The sequence below is a fragment of the Sphingobacterium chuzhouense genome, from assembly GCF_014692525.1.
GTDB lineage: Bacteria > Bacteroidota > Bacteroidia > Sphingobacteriales > Sphingobacteriaceae > Sphingobacterium > Sphingobacterium chuzhouense.
Genome location: NZ_JACNYL010000002.1, coordinates 1,214,423 through 1,233,347 on the forward strand (window position 1 = coordinate 1,214,423; position 18,925 = coordinate 1,233,347).

An 18,925-nucleotide genomic window follows, 5' to 3' on the forward strand; every position below is an offset into this window, starting at 1 on the left:
TATGTACTAAATGGTAAAACAAAGTTAAGGCTGTGTTATCAAATTGTTAACTACTTAACAGTTGTTCAATATCTTCTTAATTTAAAGTTTGCTGCAAAAACTCTTCTAAGGCCTTTCCCCTTAAATTTTTTGCCAGTATCTTTCCATCAGGATCTACTAAATAAGATGCAGGAATCGCTTTGATACGATAGTTTACGACCAAATCTGAGTTCCATGCCTGTAGATCAGAGACCTGAGTCCACGCTAAATTGTCTGCTTCGATAGCACGCATCCAGCTGCCTGGATTATTATCCAGTGACACACCTAACACAGTAAATCCCCTGTCTTTAAATGCATGATATTGTTTTACAATATTGGGATTCTCCTGCCTACACGGGGCACACCAAGATGCCCAAAAATCTACCAATACATATTGTCCCCTAAAATCGGAGAGTTTCACGGTTTTGTTATTCGGCGTAAATGATTCAATTTCCGGCGCCGGCTGTCCCACAGCCAATCTTTTTAGTTTTTTGGTTTCCTCCTTAAATTGGGAGACATACCGATTATCCGTAAATTTATCTTCAATTTCATCTGCATAAGCAATAATCTCCGCTTCAGCAATTTCCGGGTCTAATGTGCTAATAGCATAAAACCCAGCAAGATTTTTATTTTGTTCCGCAAACGCTACCGCATGCTCCGTATAAGCTGACAATTTCGATTTAAATTCCGTTAAATAATCAAAGCGTAGGCTTTCAATTTCCTCTGCCGATTTATTTAAAGTCGCTTTAGCAAATGCACCTTGTAAGGAATCTTGGACAAATTCTTTACGACGTTGATAAGGAGCAAAGTCCTTTAAGGCCGAACTCAATTCGGAACCTTCTATTTGATAATCCTCAGGACTATGCATGTCGGCTACAAATTTCAAGGGTTCACCGGGAGTCAAAATAACAGGGTATTTATTGTTTCCTATTGCGATGGAAAGTAAGCGAGGCTGCGTAGCCTGGCGTTCAAATTTAAATTTATTCCCGTCTGCAAGATAAACGGAATCCAGTTTTCTATCGCCTTCGTAAAAGGCAACAGTCTTTACATTCCCAGGGTTGTCGATATGTCCCGAAACATGAATCACATCATTATTCGAACATCCCCAACTTAATGCTGTTATCAATACAATAAGTAAAACTATCGCTCTTTTCATTTCTATTATTTTACAAAATCCTTTGCTCGTGCAATCGCTTTCGGAAGCCCTTCAACCAACTTTCCACCAGCCGTAGCAAAGAACGGCTGTCCGCCTCCCCCGCCCTGGATATCTTTTGCCAGATCCTTAACGATTGCACCGGCGTTCCATCCCCGCTCCTTTGCCAAGTCATCAGAAATCATAACCGTCAAGCTTGGCTTTCCATCAATAGCCGCTCCCAGAACAACAAATGCGTTGTCCAGTGCGCCTTTTAAGGCATAAGCCAACGTCTTCACCGCATCTATGCTCGGCAGATCGACCACCAAGGAAAGGAAGTTCACACCATCCACCTGTTCCACTTTCTCTTCCAACTCCTTTTTCATCTGTAGGGATTTTTCACGGATATGGTTCTCAATGGCCTTTTTTAGTTCCTGGTTCTCATTCAGCACCTTCTCCACCGTCGACACGAAATCTTTCGGATTGTTCATCAGTTCCCGCATCTTATCCACCAGTTCAAACTGTTCACGGATAACCGCAGCCGCCTTTGATCCCGTAATCGCTTCTATACGGCGGACACCCGCAGCTACGGCAGATTCCGAAATAATCTTAAAAAAACCGATCTGGCCCGTGCTCTGTACATGTGTGCCCCCGCAGAGCTCTTTTGAGAAAGCATCGTCAAACGTAATAACACGCACATAATCGCCATATTTTTCGCCAAACAATGCCCGGACACCGGCATCTATCGCGTTCTGATATGGCACCTGCCGTTCTTCTTTCAGCTGGATATTCTCCCTTATTTTCGCATTGACGATATCCTCCACCTGTTTTTGTTCCTCCGGCGTGATCTTCGCAAAATGTGAAACGTCGAAACGCAGGATATCCGGTGAGACCAATGAACCCTTTTGATCAACATGATCTCCCAGTACCTGCCTTAAGGCAGCATGCAACAGATGCGTAGCCGAGTGGTTGCTTTCGGAATCAAGCCGCTTATGCTTATCCACAACCGCTTTGAAATCACCTTCCAGCACAGGTGGAAGTTCGTTCACAAAATGCACGGTCAGACCATTTTCCTTTTTGGTATCGGTAATATAAATCTTTTCGTTGGCGTCGGAAACCAGCATACCTGAATCCCCTACCTGCCCCCCGCCTTCGGCATAAAATGGTGTAACGGATAGGATAAGTTGATATTGGTGCTTACCCTTTGATGTTACCTTCCTATATTTTAAAATCCTTGCGGTCGCTTCCAGACAGTCATACCCCACAAACTCCGTCTCATCCCCTTCCGATACCGTGACCCAGTCGCCCGTATCGATCGCCGTGGCGGCACGCGAACGTTCCTTCTGCTGCTGTAGGGCGCGCTGGAAACCCTCCATATCCACCTCAAGCCCTTTTTCACGTGCCAATAACCCCGTAAGGTCAATCGGGAAACCGTAGGTATCGAACAGTTCGAAGGCGAAATCGCCATCGATCGCCGTGTGTTCTGCGACGTAGTTCTCAAATCGCTGGATACCCGTGGTAAGCGTACGTAAAAAGGAGACCTCCTCTTCCAGGACCACTTTCTGCACGAAGCTTTGCTGCTGGATAAGCTCATCGAACACACCTTCAAATTGCTTTGCCAAAAGCGGTACCAGTTCGTTGATAAACGGCGTTTTGAATCCAAGGAAAGTGTAGGCATAGCGTACCGCCCTGCGCAATATACGCCTGATAACGTAGCCCGCCTTGTTATTGGAGGGCAGCTGTCCGTCTGCGATAGCGAAACTCACCGCACGTATATGGTCGGACAGTACGCGCATGGCGATGTCCGTCTTTTCATCGGCACCGTACTTTGTTCCGGCCCTATCCGCAATAAACTGTATAATAGGCTGAAAAACATCGGTATCATAATTGGAGGTCTTGCCCTGGATAGAACGTACCAGGCGTTCAAATCCCATGCCCGTATCGACATGCCTAGCGGGCAGCGGCTCCAGTTTTCCGCTCTTCAGTCGGTTGAACTGCATAAATACCAGGTTCCATATCTCGATGACCTGTGGATCATCCGCATTGACCAGGTCCTGCCCCCTTACCGCTCCACGCTCTTCTTCCGGGCGCATATCATAATGGATTTCCGAACACGGACCGCACGGCCCGGTCTCCCCCATTTCCCAGAAATTATCTTTCTTGTTCCCCAATAGGATCCGGTCTTCCGATACATGGTTTTTCCATAGGTCGTAAGCCTCCGCATCCCGCTCCAGCCCCTCTTTCGCATCACCCTCAAAGATCGTCACGTATAGACGGTCCCTGTCCAGTTTATATACCTCTGTCAGCAATTCCCAGGCCCAGGCAATCGCCTCTTTCTTAAAATAATCACCAAAGGACCAGTTGCCCAACATTTCGAACAACGTATGGTGATAGGTATCGATACCGACCTCTTCCAGGTCGTTGTGCTTTCCCGATACGCGCAGGCATCGCTGTGTATCCGTCACACGGGGATATTTTGGAGGTACCTCCCCCAAAAAAATCTCTTTGAACTGGTTCATCCCCGCGTTGGTAAACATCAGGGTGGGATCATTTTTGACAACAACCGGAGCTGATGGTACAATGTGATGGAATTTATCCTTAAAAAAACTTAAAAAAGCTTCGCGTATTTCTTTACTGGTCATGGAATCCTATATATACTTATTTTCGAGGTACAAAAATAGCTAAAAATGCTTGCTCTCACAATGCATAGTATTCTACCTGTATAATCACGAACTTTAAATTCTTAAAACCACTTATTATTTGTACTTTTATACAGTAACATCAACTTATATTAATGAAAATTTTAGTACCAACTGACTTTTCGGAAAACGCATTCTTGGCTGCCCGATATGCTGCGGAAATTGCAAAAAAGTATCACTATAGTTTGCACATTATTCATTTTTATACGGCAGTTTCATCGGGTTTTGACGAGAACGAATTGGACGAAGGCCGTGAGGAATCTGATTTATTAAAAGCCGACCTTACTATTAAGGAATGGGTAGGCAGGCTTCAGGCACAATATCCCGACATCTCGATATCTTATAATAATGACCGTGGCCTTTTGGAGGAGGCACTCCCCAAGCTGGCAAAAAGAGAGGATTATGTCGCTATCGCGATGGGTACCACGGGGGCATCGGCAAATAAAAATATATTCTGGGGAAGCAATACGGCGTTGATTGTAGCAAAATCACCTATTCCGGTCATTGTCATACCGAATATCGAACAGATTACGACAGAAATAAAAAAGGTGGGGTTACTAACTAATTTCAAACAGGAAGAGCTAACCACGCTTCAAGAGTTTGTTCATATTTTTAAACAGGAGATTGACGTAGCTCTTATACATGTATATAAGGAAAGTGAAAGTGTGACCTCGGTAAACAACCGATTAGATTCTTGGGGATTTAATGTAGACGAGTTTTCTGCTGTACGACAAACGAACAAACTAATAGCGCCGACTTTAAAAGAAGACAAGGATCAAGATACCATACCGGAGGTTATCAGTAAATTGATTGATGTGCAAGATATCGACATTATTTTGGTTTCAAAGACCAGAAAAACATTTTTTGAAAGATTGTTTACCTCATCGGTATCCAAAGCCATGACATTGAAGCTGCGAAAACCGGCTTTTTTTGGAAAATCTTTATAAACAATTATATCATGAACAAAATATTAATACCCGTTGATTTTTCCGAGGACTCCCTAACCGCTATTCGATATGGTTGTCAGCTCATTTCGCAAAATGAACGTAAACAAGAAGTGGACCTTATCCATGTTTTCACGCACCATTCCAATTCGTATGTAAATCGACAGGCCTATCCTATAGAAGACCCCCAGGTAAAAATTTCGGAAAAAGATATGGAGAGACTCTTAACAAACCTCCATAATGAATATCCCCGGATCAAATTCAACAGCATATTTAAAGAAGGCAACCTGTTTGAAGAAATCAGCAAAGTAACCGCCGCGTTTAATTACGATGCAGTTGTTATGGGAACGAAAGGTTCTTCTGGATTGGAGGCGATCTTTCTAGGTAGCAACACCTATGATGTGATCCTGAATACCAAGACCCCTGTACTTGGCGTTCCGCAAAATACGAAAGGACTCAAGAAAGACAGGGTTGGCTTGCTCTGTAATTTTAAAGAAGGTGAGATCGAAGTGCTCCAGCAAGCTATTAAGCTCATTGGAAATGATTTCGAGCTCGTATTGATTTACGTAAACAAAGACGACCGGCGCATCAGCGATATCGACGCACAATTCAAAAATTGGATTGAAGAAATAATCAACCGAACCGGCGTCCAGAACATTTCCTATACTATAAAACCACAAGTGCTTTACAATCGAGCTGCAGAAAATGTATCACATGCTATCTCCAATGTCTTAATCGACGAGCAGATAGATTTCTTACTTATTACCCGTAGCCGCAAAAGTATTTTCAGAAAGCTCATCGAAGAAAATATTGTACGTAAAATGGCTTACAATATGACGATTCCGACTTTATTTGCGCCTGTACGTAGCAAATAAAACATCACCCATTTTACATCGGTTACTTTCTCTTGTAGTGTCTATACTACAAGAGTTTTTTTTCTGCACGTTTCTGGCGCAATAATCTTTTTTCCATCCTACTTTTGGCAAAACAATTGCATAGCAATATCTGTTAATACACAAATAATTATTAAGGTTTCTTATATGAAAAATTTTAACTTAAAAAATGTAGCCATCGCCAGTATGGTCAGCTTATTAGGTAGCATATCTGTTGCCCAAGCACAGAAAGAAGGAAGTATCGAAGGTACTACTCCTCTTGGTCCTGAAATGCAATATAGAACATGGTCTGTAGGTCTGAATGCGGGTGTATTGAACCAGTCCAATATCTTTGGCTTCAACAGAGGAGGTTTTGATCACATCGAACACGACTTAGGTTATAGCGCATACATCAAAAAACAATTATCCCCTTCTTTTGGTCTTAAGGCTCAATACATGGGTGGCAAGGTAAAAGGATCCATGGAAGACCCTAACAATAGCTCGGTTATCATAAATCAATTCGAAACTAAAATGCCTTGGTCGGCTGCGTTATCCGGCGAGTGGACAATGGCCAACACCAACTGGCGTTTCTTCAACAGCTTGATCAAACCGTATTTCGCGATCGGATTAGGCGCCATGAACTTCGAGACAACATCCATCAAACTTGGTGAGAACGCAACAGAAACAAAAGCAGAGAAACAAACTAAACTGTATGTACCAGCAGATTTTGGATTTAAGATCGCAGTTGCCAGAGGCATCAACATTGATTTAGGTTATCAACTGAATTGGGCTAACCAAGATTTCGATGGTGCTCGAGGCGGCCAATATAAAAACGACCTGTTCTCTTATGCACATGCCGGACTTGAAATTGCTTTAGGCAATAGTTCTAAACCTGCGCTCAACAACTCCAATCCTGTAGCTACCTTGGTAAATGACTACAGCACGAAGTATGATGACTTAAAAGCGCAGAACGACGCGTTAAAACAGAAAAATCAAGCATTATCTTCTCAGCTGGCCGGTTTAAACGATGATTTGAAAGACGACGATGGCGATGGTGTAGCCAATAAATTCGACAAATGTCCAAATACGCCTGCCGGCGTTAAAGTAGACGGATCTGGTTGTCCACTTCCAGAACTGAAACATGAAACTAAGGTGATCGAAAAAATTGTTGTTACCGAAGAAGATAGAAAAGTCGTGGATGAAGCGATTAAAAACCTGGAGTTTGATTTAGGGAAATCCACTATCCGTTCCAGTTCTTACCCTTCTTTGAATAGCGTAGCTGCCTTACTTATCGAGAAAAACTTCAGCCTGAAGCTTGCCGGACACACGGATAATACGGGATCGATGCAAACAAACATGCGTTTGTCAAAAGAGCGTGCCGAAGCTGTCAAAGCTTACCTTGTTTCCAAAGGAGCAAATGGTTCCCGTATTGAAGCGACCGGTTATGGTCCGACACAACCTATCGCTACTAACGGAACCGCAGCTGGGCGTCAACAAAACCGCCGCGTAGAATTTACATTATATTAATTTCTTCTTCTTTTTCCCCGTGAAAAAGAAGCAAAAACCTCGTCGTTTCGGATGTTTGACAGGGAAGAGCGTGCTAAGGATGGGATTTCTGCAATTGTCAAAAATCCGGATGCGACATAAAAAGTTAAGAAAGGACAATGCAATTGCGTTGTCCTTTCCATTTATCTCATTTTTATTTTCCATTTTTTTATTTCAAATATTATTCCTATCTTTGCACCGCCTTAGGCAATAGAGCCTATTGTATAATTTATTTCATGAACCCATTTTTAGACTTGGGGATCCGTCATGAAGTTGTTAATGCCATCACTGAGATGGGTTTTGAGAAACCATCTCCTATTCAGGAAAAAGCCATTCCTGTTTTATTGACTGGCAACGACGATTTTGTCGGATTAGCCCAAACCGGCACAGGAAAGACAGCGGCATTTGGTCTTCCACTTTTAGAGTTAATCGACTTTACTCAAAAGCACCCGCAAGCTTTAGTATTATGTCCTACGCGTGAGCTATGCTTACAAATCGCAAAAGATTTAGAGAAATTTGCTAAGTACATTGACGATGTACACGTTGTTGCCGTTTACGGTGGCGCAAATATTTCTGACCAATTACGCCAGATTCGTCGTGGCGTACAGATTGTAGTAGCTACTCCTGGACGTATGCTGGACATCATCGGCAGAAAAGCAATCGACTTCTCCAATGTGAAGTATGTTGTATTGGATGAAGCGGATGAAATGTTGAACATGGGATTCCAAGAGGATATCAACAACATTCTTTCGGAAACGCCCGACACAAAGAAAACATGGTTGTTTTCAGCAACTATGCCAAAAGAGGTACGTCGTATAGCACAAAACTACATGACCAACCCTCAAGAGCTTACCGTTGGCACAAAAAACACCGGTAATGCAAACATTGAACACCATTATTATGTCATTAAGGCTAGAGACAAATATGCGGCGTTCAAGCGTATTGTAGACTATTATCCAGAGATTTTCGGTATTGTGTTCTGTCGTACAAAGATTGAAACACAAGAGATTGCGGAAGCTTTGGTGAAAGATGGCTACAACGCAGATTCGTTGCACGGAGATTTATCTCAACAACAACGTGACAAGGTAATGAAACGTTACCGCGACCGTAGCTTGCAACTGTTAATTGCAACAGACGTGGCTGCCCGTGGTATTGATGTGAACGATGTGACACACGTTATTAACTTCTCCTTACCAGATGAAGTTGAGAATTACACACACCGTTCGGGCCGTACGGCTCGCGCTGGAAAGACTGGCGTTTCCCTTTCATTAATCAACGTTAAGGAATTAGGAAAAATCCGTCGTATCGAGAAAATCATAGGCAAACAGTTTGAAAAGAAACAAGTACCTCAAGCTGGTGAAGTCGTTGAAAAACAACTTCTTGCCATGACGGATAAAATACGTAATGCAGAGATCAACGAGGAGCGGATTGCACCATACCTTCCAAGTATCATGGAAAGTATGCAAGATTTGTCGAAAGAAGACATCATTACACGTTTTGCTTCGTTAGAGTTCAACCGTTTCTTGGATTATTACCAAAACGCGCCAGACTTGAACGTTGATGCCCGCGAAAGAGATGGCGACCGTGGAGAACGGGGTGATCGCGGGGAACGTGGTGATCGTAGAAGCAGAACTGCTTCCAGCGGGTACACACGCCTGTTCATCAACCTTGGCTCTGTAGATGAGTTTTCACGTGGAGACATGCTCGGTCTTATTTGTGATGCAGCAAATATCTCCGGAAAGTCAGTTGGAAAAATCGATATGAAAGGTGTATTCACTTTCTTCGAGGTACAAGATGCAGAGGTAAACAAAGTATTCGAAGGCTTCCAAGGTACAGAGTACAATGGCCGTGCAGTTCGCGTGGAAGTATCTGGCGACGAAAGCCGCAGCGGTGGTCGCTCTAGAGGCGGCGACAGCGGCGGAAGACGCAGAAGCGGAGGTGGAGATAGAGACAGAAAAGGAGGTTCTTTCAGAGGCGACAGACGTAGTTCTGGTGGCTTCGGTGGTGGAGAGCGCTCCGGAAGACGTCAGTCTTCTTCTTCTCGCTCTAGATATTAATCATTACGATTTATCATTATAAAAGCCGGATTTTCTAAATGAAAATCCGGCTTTTTTCTTTCTTCTATTCTACAGAAAAGCTTAACGCCTTTCCCCAAGCCTTTTAGCCTTTAAATGTCTTCTTCGAGACCGGCGTAACCGCGAATATTTAACCGGATAATGACGTTTAGCAGTGATGTTATTGAATACAAGTGCCGTGAGCAATAAGATCAGCGCTCCGGACAACACCGGGCTCCATACATACCAGTAACCCAAGGAAGCAACTTTGGTACCACCGGTCACCGCGATCAATGCGGTAGCACCGCCGGGTGGATGAAGTGTACGGGTCATCTGCATAAAAACGATAGAAGAAGCTACAGCCAAAGGAGCGGTAAGCCATATAATATCGGGTAGTATCCGAGCAACGGTGACTCCAACAAGTGCGGATACCACATGCCCCCCAACAAGATTTCGTGGCTGTGCCAGCGGACTTTGTATGGCTCCATACACCAGAACCGAAGAAGCTCCGAATGAGCCGATTAAAAATACGTTCTCCAACGTTGGCAAGTGTAGAGATTGCGTAAAAGCGATAATAAAAATGCCGACAAAAGCGCCGACAAAAGACCAAAAATGTTCCCGGGGATCAACGAGCGTTTCGCGATAGAAAACATATCGATACACCCGTAACTGCCTATAAATCTGTTTTTTCAACTATTACAAACTATTTATGACGTTGCCGTATAGCCTCATAGATAACAATGCCTGCCGAGACTGATACATTTAAGGATTTGATTTCACCAAACATCGGTATTTTCGCCAGTTTATCCGAAACACGAATCAAGTCATCTGATACACCAACATCTTCAGCACCTAAAACAATGCAGGTGGGTACCGTATAATCCACATCGTAAACGGAATCTTGTGTCTTCTCCGTCCCGACAACCAGCTGTACACCCGATTCGATAAGGAAACGCGCCGTACGTCCCAATGCGTCTTCGCGACATACCGGAATCTTATATAGCGCTCCGGCTGACGTTTTGATCGCATCCGGATTGATCTCCGCCGATCCTTTTTTAGGAACAATAATCGCATGGACTCCAGCACATTCCGCCGTACGTGCAATAGCTCCCATGTTGCGTACATCGGTTACACCGTCCAACATCAACAAAAGGGGTGTTTCCCCTTTCTCATAGATAGTGGGTAATAGGTCTTCGACATGTTGATAAGTAATCGGTGATATCACCGCTATAACGCCTTGATGGTTTTTCCGCGTAATGCGGTTTAGCTTTTCAATGGGCACCTGTTGATACCCGATATTATGCTCTTTCAACAAAGATTTTAATTCCAAGAAGAGACTGCCGCTCAACCCTCGCTGTACAAATAATGATTCAATTTCCTTGCCGCTATCAATCGCTTCAATGACGGCACGGATACCGAATACCATTTGGTTTGATTCTCGCTTTTCCCCTCGTTCCCTGTGTTGGAAGTTTCGCATATTTTATTAGTTGGCGTATTATAATGAACAATTTTGGGCAAAGATAACAAAAGAAAGGTGTATTTAACTCAATCCCAGATTAAATGCTTTACGAAGTGTCTCCAGCGCAGGGTTTTTGGAAACCATTGCCTGGTATTTTTCTACGGAAGTATATGGTTTTCTGACCTTGGTAACTTCCACTTGTATACCCGTTAGGTCAAGTGAAAAATTTTGAAGTTTAACCCGCAGATAATTTAAAATATCTATTTTACCTAATTTAAGCTCATCCATTTGCACCGCATTCTCCACATCCACCTCAATCATGACACCGTTTAAACGCGGAGGATTAGCCGTCATAATTGTATATAGCGTTATGCGGTTTGTTTGTTTCAAACCATCCGCAAAGGCATTCCATTGTGAAATAAATGCGTTGAAAGTAACTTCCCGGAACTCATTACCTTGAACAAGGTCTGGTTCATCCGTATCAGCTTCCGCCTTATCCTCAAATATGGTATTTAAGTTGGGTACATTCACCGAAGTAGAGATCTTTCCCCAGCCCTTTTTTACAGCTGTTTTTTCTGTTGTCACAGCCGTATTTTCCACAACCGGCGCCGGATTACTGTTTAGAGCCTGTATAGGTGCAGGTTCTTTGACAGAAGATACGGGTTTGGGAGCAGGAACACTGTTGGCTACAGCCGTTGGATGGCTTATACTTGTGTCAGGGAGTTTTTTTTTTACCTCTGTCGTAGCAGCGGCCGGTGTAAAACTTCCTTGCTTACCCAATAAAATGGCCGACGCGATATGACACATCTTTAATAGTGCTAACTCTACTTGTAGGCGTTGGTTTTTACTGCTTTTGTAATGGATTTCGCACTGATTGGCAATGTTCAACGCAGAAAGCAACAGCCCAGAGCTAAGTGCCTGCGACTGATCCACGTATTTACGTTTAATGTTTTCGCTTACTTCCAATAACTTGAGCGTTGCAGGCTCTTTGGACACCAATAAATTACGAATATGTGTTGCCAGTCCACTAATAAAATGGCCGCCATCGAAACCGTTGTTCAATACTTTATCAAAAATCAATAACGCTTGTGCGGCATCCTCTGCCGAGACACTGTCCATCAACTGGAAATAGTAATCGTAATCTAGAATATTGAGATTATCGATGACGGTTTGATAGGTGATATTTCTATTCGAGAAACTGACAATCTGGTCAAACATGGATAGTGCATCCCGAAGCCCTCCATCAGCCTTCTGTGCAATAATATGCAGTCCATCCGGCTCGAAAGTTATCTGTTCCTTTTGTGCAATGGAAGCGAGATGATTCGCCATATCTTCTACTCTGATCCGGTTGAAGTCAAATATCTGACAACGGGAAAGTATAGTAGGGAGGATCTTGTGTTTCTCTGTCGTTGCCAGAATAAAAATAGCATACGAAGGAGGTTCTTCCAATGTTTTCAAAAATGCATTGAAAGCTGCCTGCGAAAGCATGTGCACCTCGTCAATGATATAAATCTTGTATTTGCCGGCCTGTGGTGGGATACGAACCTGCTCAATCAAGCTACGGATGTCGTCCACGGAGTTATTAGATGCTGCATCTAATTCGTGGATACTAAAAGAGTTCCCTTGTTGAAAAGATTTGCAGCTCTCGCAAGTGCCACAGGCTTCCGCCTGTTCACTGATATGCTCACAGTTTATTGTTTTCGCTAAAATACGCGCGCACGTTGTTTTACCGACACCACGCGGTCCACAAAACAAAAAAGCCTGCGCCAATTGATTATTGTGAATGGCATTTTTGAGCGTGCTGGTAATATGCTGCTGGCCAACAACAGAGTCGAAGGTAACGGGGCGATATTTCCGTGCTGAAACAATAAAATTATCCATTGCACGAAGATAAGTATTTTAAGAAAATTAAACTTCCTATGGAGCGGTTTATTTTCAACATTTCGTGGCTATGCTATCGTATCACCTTTCGGCTCTGTCACTTTCCATACCATGGCAGCTATTACCGCTCCTAGAATCGGAGCAACAATAAATAACCACAGCTGAGATAATGCTTGTCCACCGGCCAGAATAGCGGGGCCAAATGAGCGTGCAGGATTAACAGAGGTACCTGTGACTGGGATAGCAACCATGTGGATCAGCAAAAGTGTAAATCCGATTGCCAAACCGGCCATTGTGCTGTTGCCAACTTTAGACGTCGTAGCCAAGATGACGAACAGAAAAATAAAAGTCAAAACGGTCTCGGTAATGAAAGCCGCTGTTGTTCCGTACTCACTTTGGTATTTTGCGCCCCAACCATTGGCGCCATAGGCCCATTCGCCAGCCGTAAAGCCTGCCAACTGCCCGCCTAGTATCTGTTGTAGGACAAATGCGCCGAGAAGAGCCCCCAGACACTGTGCAATGATATATACAATAGCGTCCTTCGCTGGCATTCTACCTGCCAACAGCACACCGATTGTGACTGCGGGGTTGATATGGCAACCTGAAATACCACCAATGGCGTAAGCAAAAACGACAACGGAAAGACCAAATGCCATAGATATGCCCAGTAATCCTAATCCGGATAATCCCGCCATGGTATCCACTCCTGCAATAGCTGCAGCACCACAGCCAAAAAGAACCAAGCCAAAAGTACCAATTAACTCGGCGATAAATTTCGAAGACATCTTCACTTCCATCATATAATAGTTAAAATTTTAAATTAGTAAAGCCCTAAATTAATGCTTCGAATGGATTGGTATACTATCGAAAAAAATTCTTGTAGCGTCCATGCGACACCCATTAGAGAGCCTTATAATCAATAAGTTATGATATTATGGATTTAAACGCTTTTAAGCGTGTCCTTTTTGTAGTTTAATTACGATATAGATTGTAGTTGAAAAAACCTTACTGTACGAAAATTAGCAAAAAAATAAAATAAAGTGGATCAGACAATTACTTCTTAACTATTAATCTTGTTTTTTCCATAACACACTTGTATTAAGCCTTAATTCAACTTATCTTCTAATTAACAAATAAATAGGATCTTATAAGGGTATCATTCGGACTTTGTTCGGATATTATTCGGATAAAATCGGAAAAGATACGATTAAACTTCTAATTATATATGTTTAAAATATAAAGTAATTATTACTTCAGTATTTGGAATATACTTGATTATTCCCTATCTTAATAGCATAATTATAAATTCTCTAGATCATGGCAAGAGTTAAGAATGGTATTAACGGTACTGTTTCGGGCAAAGTAGGTCCGTCTGTTTTTTGTAAATGGAAAGACATTTATTATGTAAGAAGCCTTCCCCGAATAAAGAAAAATCGAAAACCCACATCAGGACAGCGGAGGAACCAGAGCAAGTTTGCCTTTATGCAAGAATGCTTATCACCTATTGTTCGTTTTGTTCGTTTGGGCTTTATGCAGTATGCGCCAAATCGTACCGGACATAACTCTGCGATGTCTTATAACCTACGGGAAAGCGTTATTGTCGAAGACGAACAATACCGTCTGGATTACGAAAATTTTGCTATAAGCCGAGGATTACCCTCACCGGTTTCCCATGTTGAGATCGATCAAGAGGATGGGCAAGTTACTATACGTTGGCAAGTGGATACCGACTTCAGACAGAAGCACGGAGACAGAATGTTTCGGTGCATAGCACTACTCTACCCCGATGATGGTGTAGACCGTATAAATACAGCCGGCGTTTTACAAGATAGTTATTTGGAAGATGGGGAACAGATTATGTCTATAGCACAAGCACCTAAGGATGCAGCCTATCACGTTTACCTGGCATTTCTTGCGTCCGATGGCAGTAACATCAGCACCGACAGTATATATTTAGGTAAAATTGTAAAAGAGTCTACACCACTATAGCTTGTTCATTAGACGGTGTACGTCCTGAGAGCAATTCCTCGATATTTCTAAGTGTCGTTCCAGCTATCTGTGTCAAAGCCTCTTCCGTAAAGAATGCCTGATGGGCGGTGACCAATACATTTGGAAAACTCATCAGCCGTTGAATCGTATCATCTTCGATGATGGTACCACTTAAATCTTTAAAAAACAATTTCTCTTCCTGCTCGTACACATCAAGAGCAAGACCACCGATTTTGCGTGTTTTTAACGCGTCGATTACTGCCGATGTATCGATTAACGCCCCTCGACTGGTATTTAACACCACAACCCCATCTTTCATTTGTTGTATGGACGTGTTATTAATCATGTGTTTGTTCTCAGGCGTTAGCGGACAATGGAGCGAAATAATATCGGAAGACCTGTATAACGTATCCATATCAACATACGACACGCCCATTTCCTTTAGTTGTTCATCTTCATAGATATCAAAAGCGAGTAATTTACAGCCAAACCCTTTTGCTACCCGACAAAAGGCCTTGCCGATCTTCCCGGTTCCAACAACACCAATTGTTTTTCCGTGAAGGTTGAAACCTAATAAACCGTTTAACGAAAAATTTTGTTCTCGCACCCGGTTGTAGGCTTTATGCGTTTTACGATTCAACGTGAGCAGCATCGCCATAGCATGTTCTGCCACTGCTTCCGGAGAATAGGCTGGCACACGGCATACAGATATACCAAATTCACGTGCTGCATCTAAATCTACATTATTAAAACCAGCACAACGCAAAGCCACTATCTTCACGCCACGCGAAGCCAGCACTTCGATCACTTCCCGATTCACACGATCGTTGACGAAAACGCATACTGCATCTACATCAGTTACGGCCTGCACGATGTGGGGACCCAAATGTGTTTCATAAAACTGATATTCGAAACGTCCATCTGGGTTTTCACGGTTGAAAAACACACGGTCATAAGGTTGGGTTGAAAAGAAAGCTATCTTCATAGTGCTAAATATAGAAAAAAGAACAAAAAAAATGCAATATTACAATTAAGGCAGGATAATTGCTTTCATTGTATCGATTTTTATGTAGTTGATAAACTACGGGACATTTAATAATTCAATACACAAACATGAAAAAAGGTATATTTTCCGCTTTTGTTTTATTTGTTTTTTTCTCAACACAATCTGTTTTTGCTCAGTTTTCCCGCCCTATAAGCGTGGGTGCCGGTGCAGGCGGTACGATGGTATGGGCCGATCTAGGAAATACCGACACGCGATTTGCGGGCTACATAGAAGCAGAAGGACTGGTAACCCCCTTTATCTCTGTCGGAGTTAAAGGAGAAAAAGGAATGTTAAGCGCGTGGGGCTGGAACAGCGACTTTGAAAATCGCTATCACGCCATCAACGCCAATGCGAAAGTCCGACTCGGCCAGTTTCTATCCCTTCCACCCAACTATAGCTATTATACACTAGGTGCCAGTACATTCAGCAAGATACTCGCCAACATCTATGTAGGAGCCGGTGTGGGAGTAATGAAAAACAACATCAATCATCGTATAGATGGTAGCTATAGGGCATCTATTGAAAATATAGGTGGGGAAATTTCGGAAGATTTAAATTCCCATCAATTGGCAATCCCTTTCAACATCGGGTTGGATATACCTATCGGGCGGACACTTTATGGGCCGCGTTGGGCGATCAACATCAATTATCAGCAATCCTTGCTTCCCAAAGATAATGTTGACGGTGTTATTAATAGTAAGATGGACCAGTATTCCTATCTTTCTTTAGGTGTAAAATTAGCCTTGTTTAATCGTAATTAGTATCAACCCATAGCTTATAAATTTAGTATAATGAATAAGAAGAATTTGAGACACAGATTATCCCAGCCTCGGACTGTTGTTATCGCTCTGTTAACATCATTGATAGTCGTCGCGGCTTGTAAATCAAACAATTTCTATAATGCTCCAAAAGTATCCGCTTTTAGAGGCGGTAAACTCCCTGCTCCTCCGGGTATGGTATACGTTCCATCGGGAACAATTTTATACAAAGGTTCCTTAGATAGTGGAGATGTGGGTAAAAACGTCAGTCTTAGTGCATTCTTTATTGACGAAACAGAGGTCACCAACAAGCAATACCGCCAATTCGTCAACTGGGTGGCGGATTCTGTCGCGATAACAGATTATTTAAACGATGACCAGTATTTCTTGGACATTGCCGGTGAAGATGGGCAACGCCGCATTAACTGGAAACGGGTAAAGCGCGTGTCGCCAATATGGCGCAGTAATGACCCTACTATTCAGGAACAACTTGCACCTATGCTTGCTATGAAAGGTTCGCGCAGAACACTAAACCCCGAAGTTGTTAAATATCGGTTTTCCTATTTGAGATCAAACGGACGTACAGAAACCGAATATGTAACCGATACCGTTGCGGTAATGCCCACAGAAGACATTTGGTCTGAGGATTTCCCCAATGCACAGTTAGCTTCCATGGATGCCAATTACTTTACACATGAATCGTTTGATTATTATCCGGTAGTCGGCGTTAATTGGAAACAGGCACGTGCTTATACAGACTGGCGCGGAAAAGAGTTGATGGCTAATATCATGAACAATTCTTATTTGAGTGGTTATCATCTCACCTTTAGCTTACCAACAGAAGCACAGTGGCAATATGCTGCCGAAGGAAAGCTCGATCCACGGGACACGATATCGGGAACTCGCCTAACAATTGATGGTAAAGAAGGTAAAAAGAAATTGGCCGTTAATTACAAGCAAGGAGAAGGTACCTACTCACAAGATGGGGCAACCTTTACCGTTCCAGCAAAATCGTATACTCCAAATGCTTTTGGTATTTACAATATGGCAGGAAATGTAGCAGAGTGGACATTGGATGCCTATAGCCCCTCTGCTATTGCTTTCGTCAACGATTTGAATCCGGTTCTATTATACGATGCAAACGAAAGTGATAGCGACGCCTTGAAAAGAAAAGTAGTAAGAGGAGGTTCATGGAAAGATAACGGCGAACAGTTAAACAGCGAAACCCGTAACTATGTGGTAGACTATGAACCACATTCATACATCGGTTTCCGCTGTGTTATGTCTGCAGTAGAAATGCCGACGCAACAAGTTAAAACCAGGAGATATTAATTAGAAGGTTAAGAAGGTATATTAAACATAAAATTAGCAGAAATGAAAATTTTAATAGCAGCGGCTTTACTACTTGGGGTTAATCACCTCATGGCGCAACAGGAAGTCGATATTCCACCTCAACAGAATACCACTAGGATGGATACGCTCAAACAGGACGTATTTTTAGGGAACGAACAAAATGCACTTTCTTATGATACAGCCAATCAGGAGGTATTAATGGATACGATCCCCGTCACGGATGGTTTCTATCAGGCAAACAACCTAGAAGATGCCGTTCCATTTGCTTATCCTAAAGTGAATATGAAAAATATCCGCTTTTACAAACGGGTTTGGAGGGACATCGACCTGTCCAATGAAGAAAATTATATCTATGCCATTCCGGGCGCATCCTTAATTGAGGCCATCATGAAAGGAATAAACGAAGGAAAATTAACGCCTTACAGTCCGGAAGATGATTCTTTCAAAACAAAAATGACCGCGAGCGAAGGCGTCGCGCGTTTTGCAGATAGCGTATTAGTTCCAATTTTTGACGAGGAAGGGAATCAGATCGATGCACAAATGGCATTGAATGAATTTAACCCCGAACGTGTCACCAAATTCAGAATCAAAGAAGATATTTTCTTCGACAAACAGCGCGGCCGTCTAGAGACACGCATTATCGGTGTAGCACCATTAATGGATATTTCTTCTTCCGCAGAGCTTGCAGAATCGGTAGGTTCAACACCGGCATTCTGGTTGTATTTCCCTCAATTGCGCTATACGCTGGTAAAGGTTGATGTTTCTGATCCCGACAGGGGTCTTTATGACATGAGTATGGATGACCTTTTTGTTCAACGGAAGTTTGCAAGTACCATTATCCGCGAATCTTCTCCTAGCGCGATGCGTCAAGAAGCACAATATGCAGAAAACGCTTTACAACAACTGCAGGAGGCTCAACAAATCGAAGATAAATTGGAAACTTATAAGGAGAGGCTTTGGTCTGCCCCAAAAGGTATAAATCAAGAAGAGCTTGAAAATTACCAACCACCGGTGCGAAGACAAAACAATACGCCATCGACCAGCAATCCATCAAGTACAACGCCAACAACAACTGCTGAAGAAGAAACAGGGTTGGAGACAGAAAGTCAACAAACTCCGGAACAGCAACAGCAGCCTATAGAAGAAACAGAAGGGTTGGAATAAGATAAAGAGTAA

At 42.8% G+C, this 18,925-nt stretch carries 15 protein-coding genes; 8 read left to right on the forward strand and 7 right to left on the reverse strand.

What is annotated here, in order from left to right:
- Positions 1-76: 76 nt before the first annotated feature.
- Together H8B21_RS11620 and alaS are read right to left on the reverse strand one after the other, a co-directional pair.
- Positions 77-1,174, reverse strand: a complete 1,098-nt coding sequence (locus H8B21_RS11620; RefSeq protein WP_190313907.1) for a TlpA disulfide reductase family protein — start codon at positions 1,172-1,174, stop codon at positions 77-79.
- Positions 1,175-1,179: 5 nt separating this feature from the next.
- A complete protein-coding gene (alaS, locus tag H8B21_RS11625) occupies positions 1,180-3,792 on the reverse strand; it encodes an alanine--tRNA ligase (protein ID WP_190313908.1) in 2,613 nt (870 codons plus the stop codon).
- Between the two features lie 152 nt (positions 3,793-3,944).
- Here alaS and H8B21_RS11630 point away from each other — a divergent pair, with 152 nt between their 5' ends.
- From H8B21_RS11630 to H8B21_RS11645, 4 genes are all read left to right on the forward strand, one after another.
- The gene (locus H8B21_RS11630; RefSeq protein ID WP_190313909.1) at positions 3,945-4,796 is read left to right on the forward strand and encodes a universal stress protein; all 852 of its coding nucleotides are present in this window, start codon (positions 3,945-3,947) and stop codon (positions 4,794-4,796) included.
- An 11-nt stretch (positions 4,797-4,807) separates the two neighbouring features.
- The gene (locus H8B21_RS11635; protein WP_190313910.1) at positions 4,808-5,668 is read left to right on the forward strand and encodes a universal stress protein; all 861 of its coding nucleotides are present in this window, start codon (positions 4,808-4,810) and stop codon (positions 5,666-5,668) included.
- 165 nt (positions 5,669-5,833) lie between these two features.
- Positions 5,834-7,192 carry an OmpA family protein gene (locus H8B21_RS11640; protein WP_190313911.1) on the forward strand — a complete coding sequence of 453 codons (1,359 nt, stop codon included), beginning with the start codon at positions 5,834-5,836 and terminating at the stop codon, positions 7,190-7,192.
- 254 nt (positions 7,193-7,446) lie between these two features.
- Positions 7,447-9,267, forward strand: a complete 1,821-nt coding sequence (locus tag H8B21_RS11645; RefSeq protein ID WP_190313912.1) for a DEAD/DEAH box helicase — start codon at positions 7,447-7,449, stop codon at positions 9,265-9,267.
- Positions 9,268-9,348: 81 nt separating this feature from the next.
- On the opposite strand, the gene H8B21_RS11650 is transcribed toward H8B21_RS11645, so the two are convergent.
- The 4 genes from H8B21_RS11650 to H8B21_RS11665 form a co-directional block, all read right to left on the reverse strand.
- On the reverse strand, positions 9,349-9,957 hold the full coding sequence (locus H8B21_RS11650) for an HPP family protein (protein ID WP_190313913.1): 609 nt from the start codon (positions 9,955-9,957) through the stop codon (positions 9,349-9,351).
- A gap of 10 nt (positions 9,958-9,967) precedes the next feature.
- Positions 9,968-10,741: a 23S rRNA (guanosine(2251)-2'-O)-methyltransferase RlmB gene (rlmB, locus tag H8B21_RS11655; RefSeq protein ID WP_165296232.1), complete on the reverse strand. Its 774-nt coding sequence runs from the start codon at positions 10,739-10,741 to the stop codon at positions 9,968-9,970.
- A 63-nt stretch (positions 10,742-10,804) separates the two neighbouring features.
- The gene (locus tag H8B21_RS11660; RefSeq protein ID WP_190313914.1) at positions 10,805-12,604 is read right to left on the reverse strand and encodes a DNA polymerase III subunit gamma/tau; all 1,800 of its coding nucleotides are present in this window, start codon (positions 12,602-12,604) and stop codon (positions 10,805-10,807) included.
- A 68-nt stretch (positions 12,605-12,672) separates the two neighbouring features.
- Positions 12,673-13,404: an MIP family channel protein gene (locus H8B21_RS11665; protein ID WP_317170388.1), complete on the reverse strand. Its 732-nt coding sequence runs from the start codon at positions 13,402-13,404 to the stop codon at positions 12,673-12,675.
- A gap of 517 nt (positions 13,405-13,921) precedes the next feature.
- Here H8B21_RS11665 and H8B21_RS11670 point away from each other — a divergent pair.
- Positions 13,922-14,593 carry a DUF6266 family protein gene (locus H8B21_RS11670; RefSeq protein WP_190313915.1) on the forward strand — a complete coding sequence of 224 codons (672 nt, stop codon included), beginning with the start codon at positions 13,922-13,924 and terminating at the stop codon, positions 14,591-14,593.
- On the opposite strand, the gene H8B21_RS11675 is transcribed toward H8B21_RS11670, so the two are convergent.
- Positions 14,580-15,578, reverse strand: coding sequence for a 2-hydroxyacid dehydrogenase (locus H8B21_RS11675; protein ID WP_190313916.1), 999 nt, complete (start codon positions 15,576-15,578; stop codon positions 14,580-14,582). The genes H8B21_RS11670 and H8B21_RS11675 overlap by 14 nt on opposite strands.
- Positions 15,579-15,706: 128 nt before the next feature.
- On the opposite strand from H8B21_RS11675, the gene H8B21_RS11680 reads away from it, so the two are divergent.
- The 3 genes from H8B21_RS11680 to porN are packed head-to-tail and all read left to right on the forward strand — an operon-like array spanning position 15,707 to position 18,913.
- Positions 15,707-16,399 (forward strand): hypothetical protein, encoded by a 693-nt coding sequence (locus H8B21_RS11680; protein ID WP_190313917.1) that lies wholly within the window; start codon positions 15,707-15,709, stop codon positions 16,397-16,399.
- Between the two features lie 30 nt (positions 16,400-16,429).
- Positions 16,430-17,728 carry a T9SS ring complex lipoprotein PorK/GldK gene (gene porK / locus H8B21_RS11685; protein WP_190313918.1) on the forward strand — a complete coding sequence of 433 codons (1,299 nt, stop codon included), beginning with the start codon at positions 16,430-16,432 and terminating at the stop codon, positions 17,726-17,728.
- Between the two features lie 42 nt (positions 17,729-17,770).
- Entirely contained in the window at positions 17,771-18,913 is a 1,143-nt protein-coding gene (porN, locus tag H8B21_RS11690) for a type IX secretion system ring subunit PorN/GldN (protein WP_190313919.1), read from the forward strand.
- The last annotated feature ends 12 nt before the right edge of the window (positions 18,914-18,925 follow it).

What these genes read in the sequence shown, in the direction of transcription:
- H8B21_RS11620 (WP_190313907.1), bottom strand. Translation starts at nt 1,174, where the DNA reads ATGAAAAGAGCGATAGTTTTACTTATTGTATTGATAACAGCATTAAGT.
- alaS (WP_190313908.1), bottom strand. Translation starts at nt 3,792, where the DNA reads ATGACCAGTAAAGAAATACGCGAAGCTTTTTTAAGTTTTTTTAAGGAT.
- H8B21_RS11630 (WP_190313909.1), top strand. Translation starts at nt 3,945, where the DNA reads ATGAAAATTTTAGTACCAACTGACTTTTCGGAAAACGCATTCTTGGCT.
- H8B21_RS11635 (WP_190313910.1), top strand. Translation starts at nt 4,808, where the DNA reads ATGAACAAAATATTAATACCCGTTGATTTTTCCGAGGACTCCCTAACC.
- H8B21_RS11640 (WP_190313911.1), top strand. Translation starts at nt 5,834, where the DNA reads ATGAAAAATTTTAACTTAAAAAATGTAGCCATCGCCAGTATGGTCAGC.
- H8B21_RS11645 (WP_190313912.1), top strand. Translation starts at nt 7,447, where the DNA reads ATGAACCCATTTTTAGACTTGGGGATCCGTCATGAAGTTGTTAATGCC.
- rlmB (WP_165296232.1), bottom strand. Translation starts at nt 10,741, where the DNA reads ATGCGAAACTTCCAACACAGGGAACGAGGGGAAAAGCGAGAATCAAAC.
- H8B21_RS11660 (WP_190313914.1), bottom strand. Translation starts at nt 12,604, where the DNA reads ATGGATAATTTTATTGTTTCAGCACGGAAATATCGCCCCGTTACCTTC.
- H8B21_RS11665 (WP_317170388.1), bottom strand. Translation starts at nt 13,404, where the DNA reads ATGATGGAAGTGAAGATGTCTTCGAAATTTATCGCCGAGTTAATTGGT.
- H8B21_RS11670 (WP_190313915.1), top strand. Translation starts at nt 13,922, where the DNA reads ATGGCAAGAGTTAAGAATGGTATTAACGGTACTGTTTCGGGCAAAGTA.
- H8B21_RS11675 (WP_190313916.1), bottom strand. Translation starts at nt 15,578, where the DNA reads ATGAAGATAGCTTTCTTTTCAACCCAACCTTATGACCGTGTGTTTTTC.
- H8B21_RS11680 (WP_190313917.1), top strand. Translation starts at nt 15,707, where the DNA reads ATGAAAAAAGGTATATTTTCCGCTTTTGTTTTATTTGTTTTTTTCTCA.
- porK (WP_190313918.1), top strand. Translation starts at nt 16,430, where the DNA reads ATGAATAAGAAGAATTTGAGACACAGATTATCCCAGCCTCGGACTGTT.
- porN (WP_190313919.1), top strand. Translation starts at nt 17,771, where the DNA reads ATGAAAATTTTAATAGCAGCGGCTTTACTACTTGGGGTTAATCACCTC.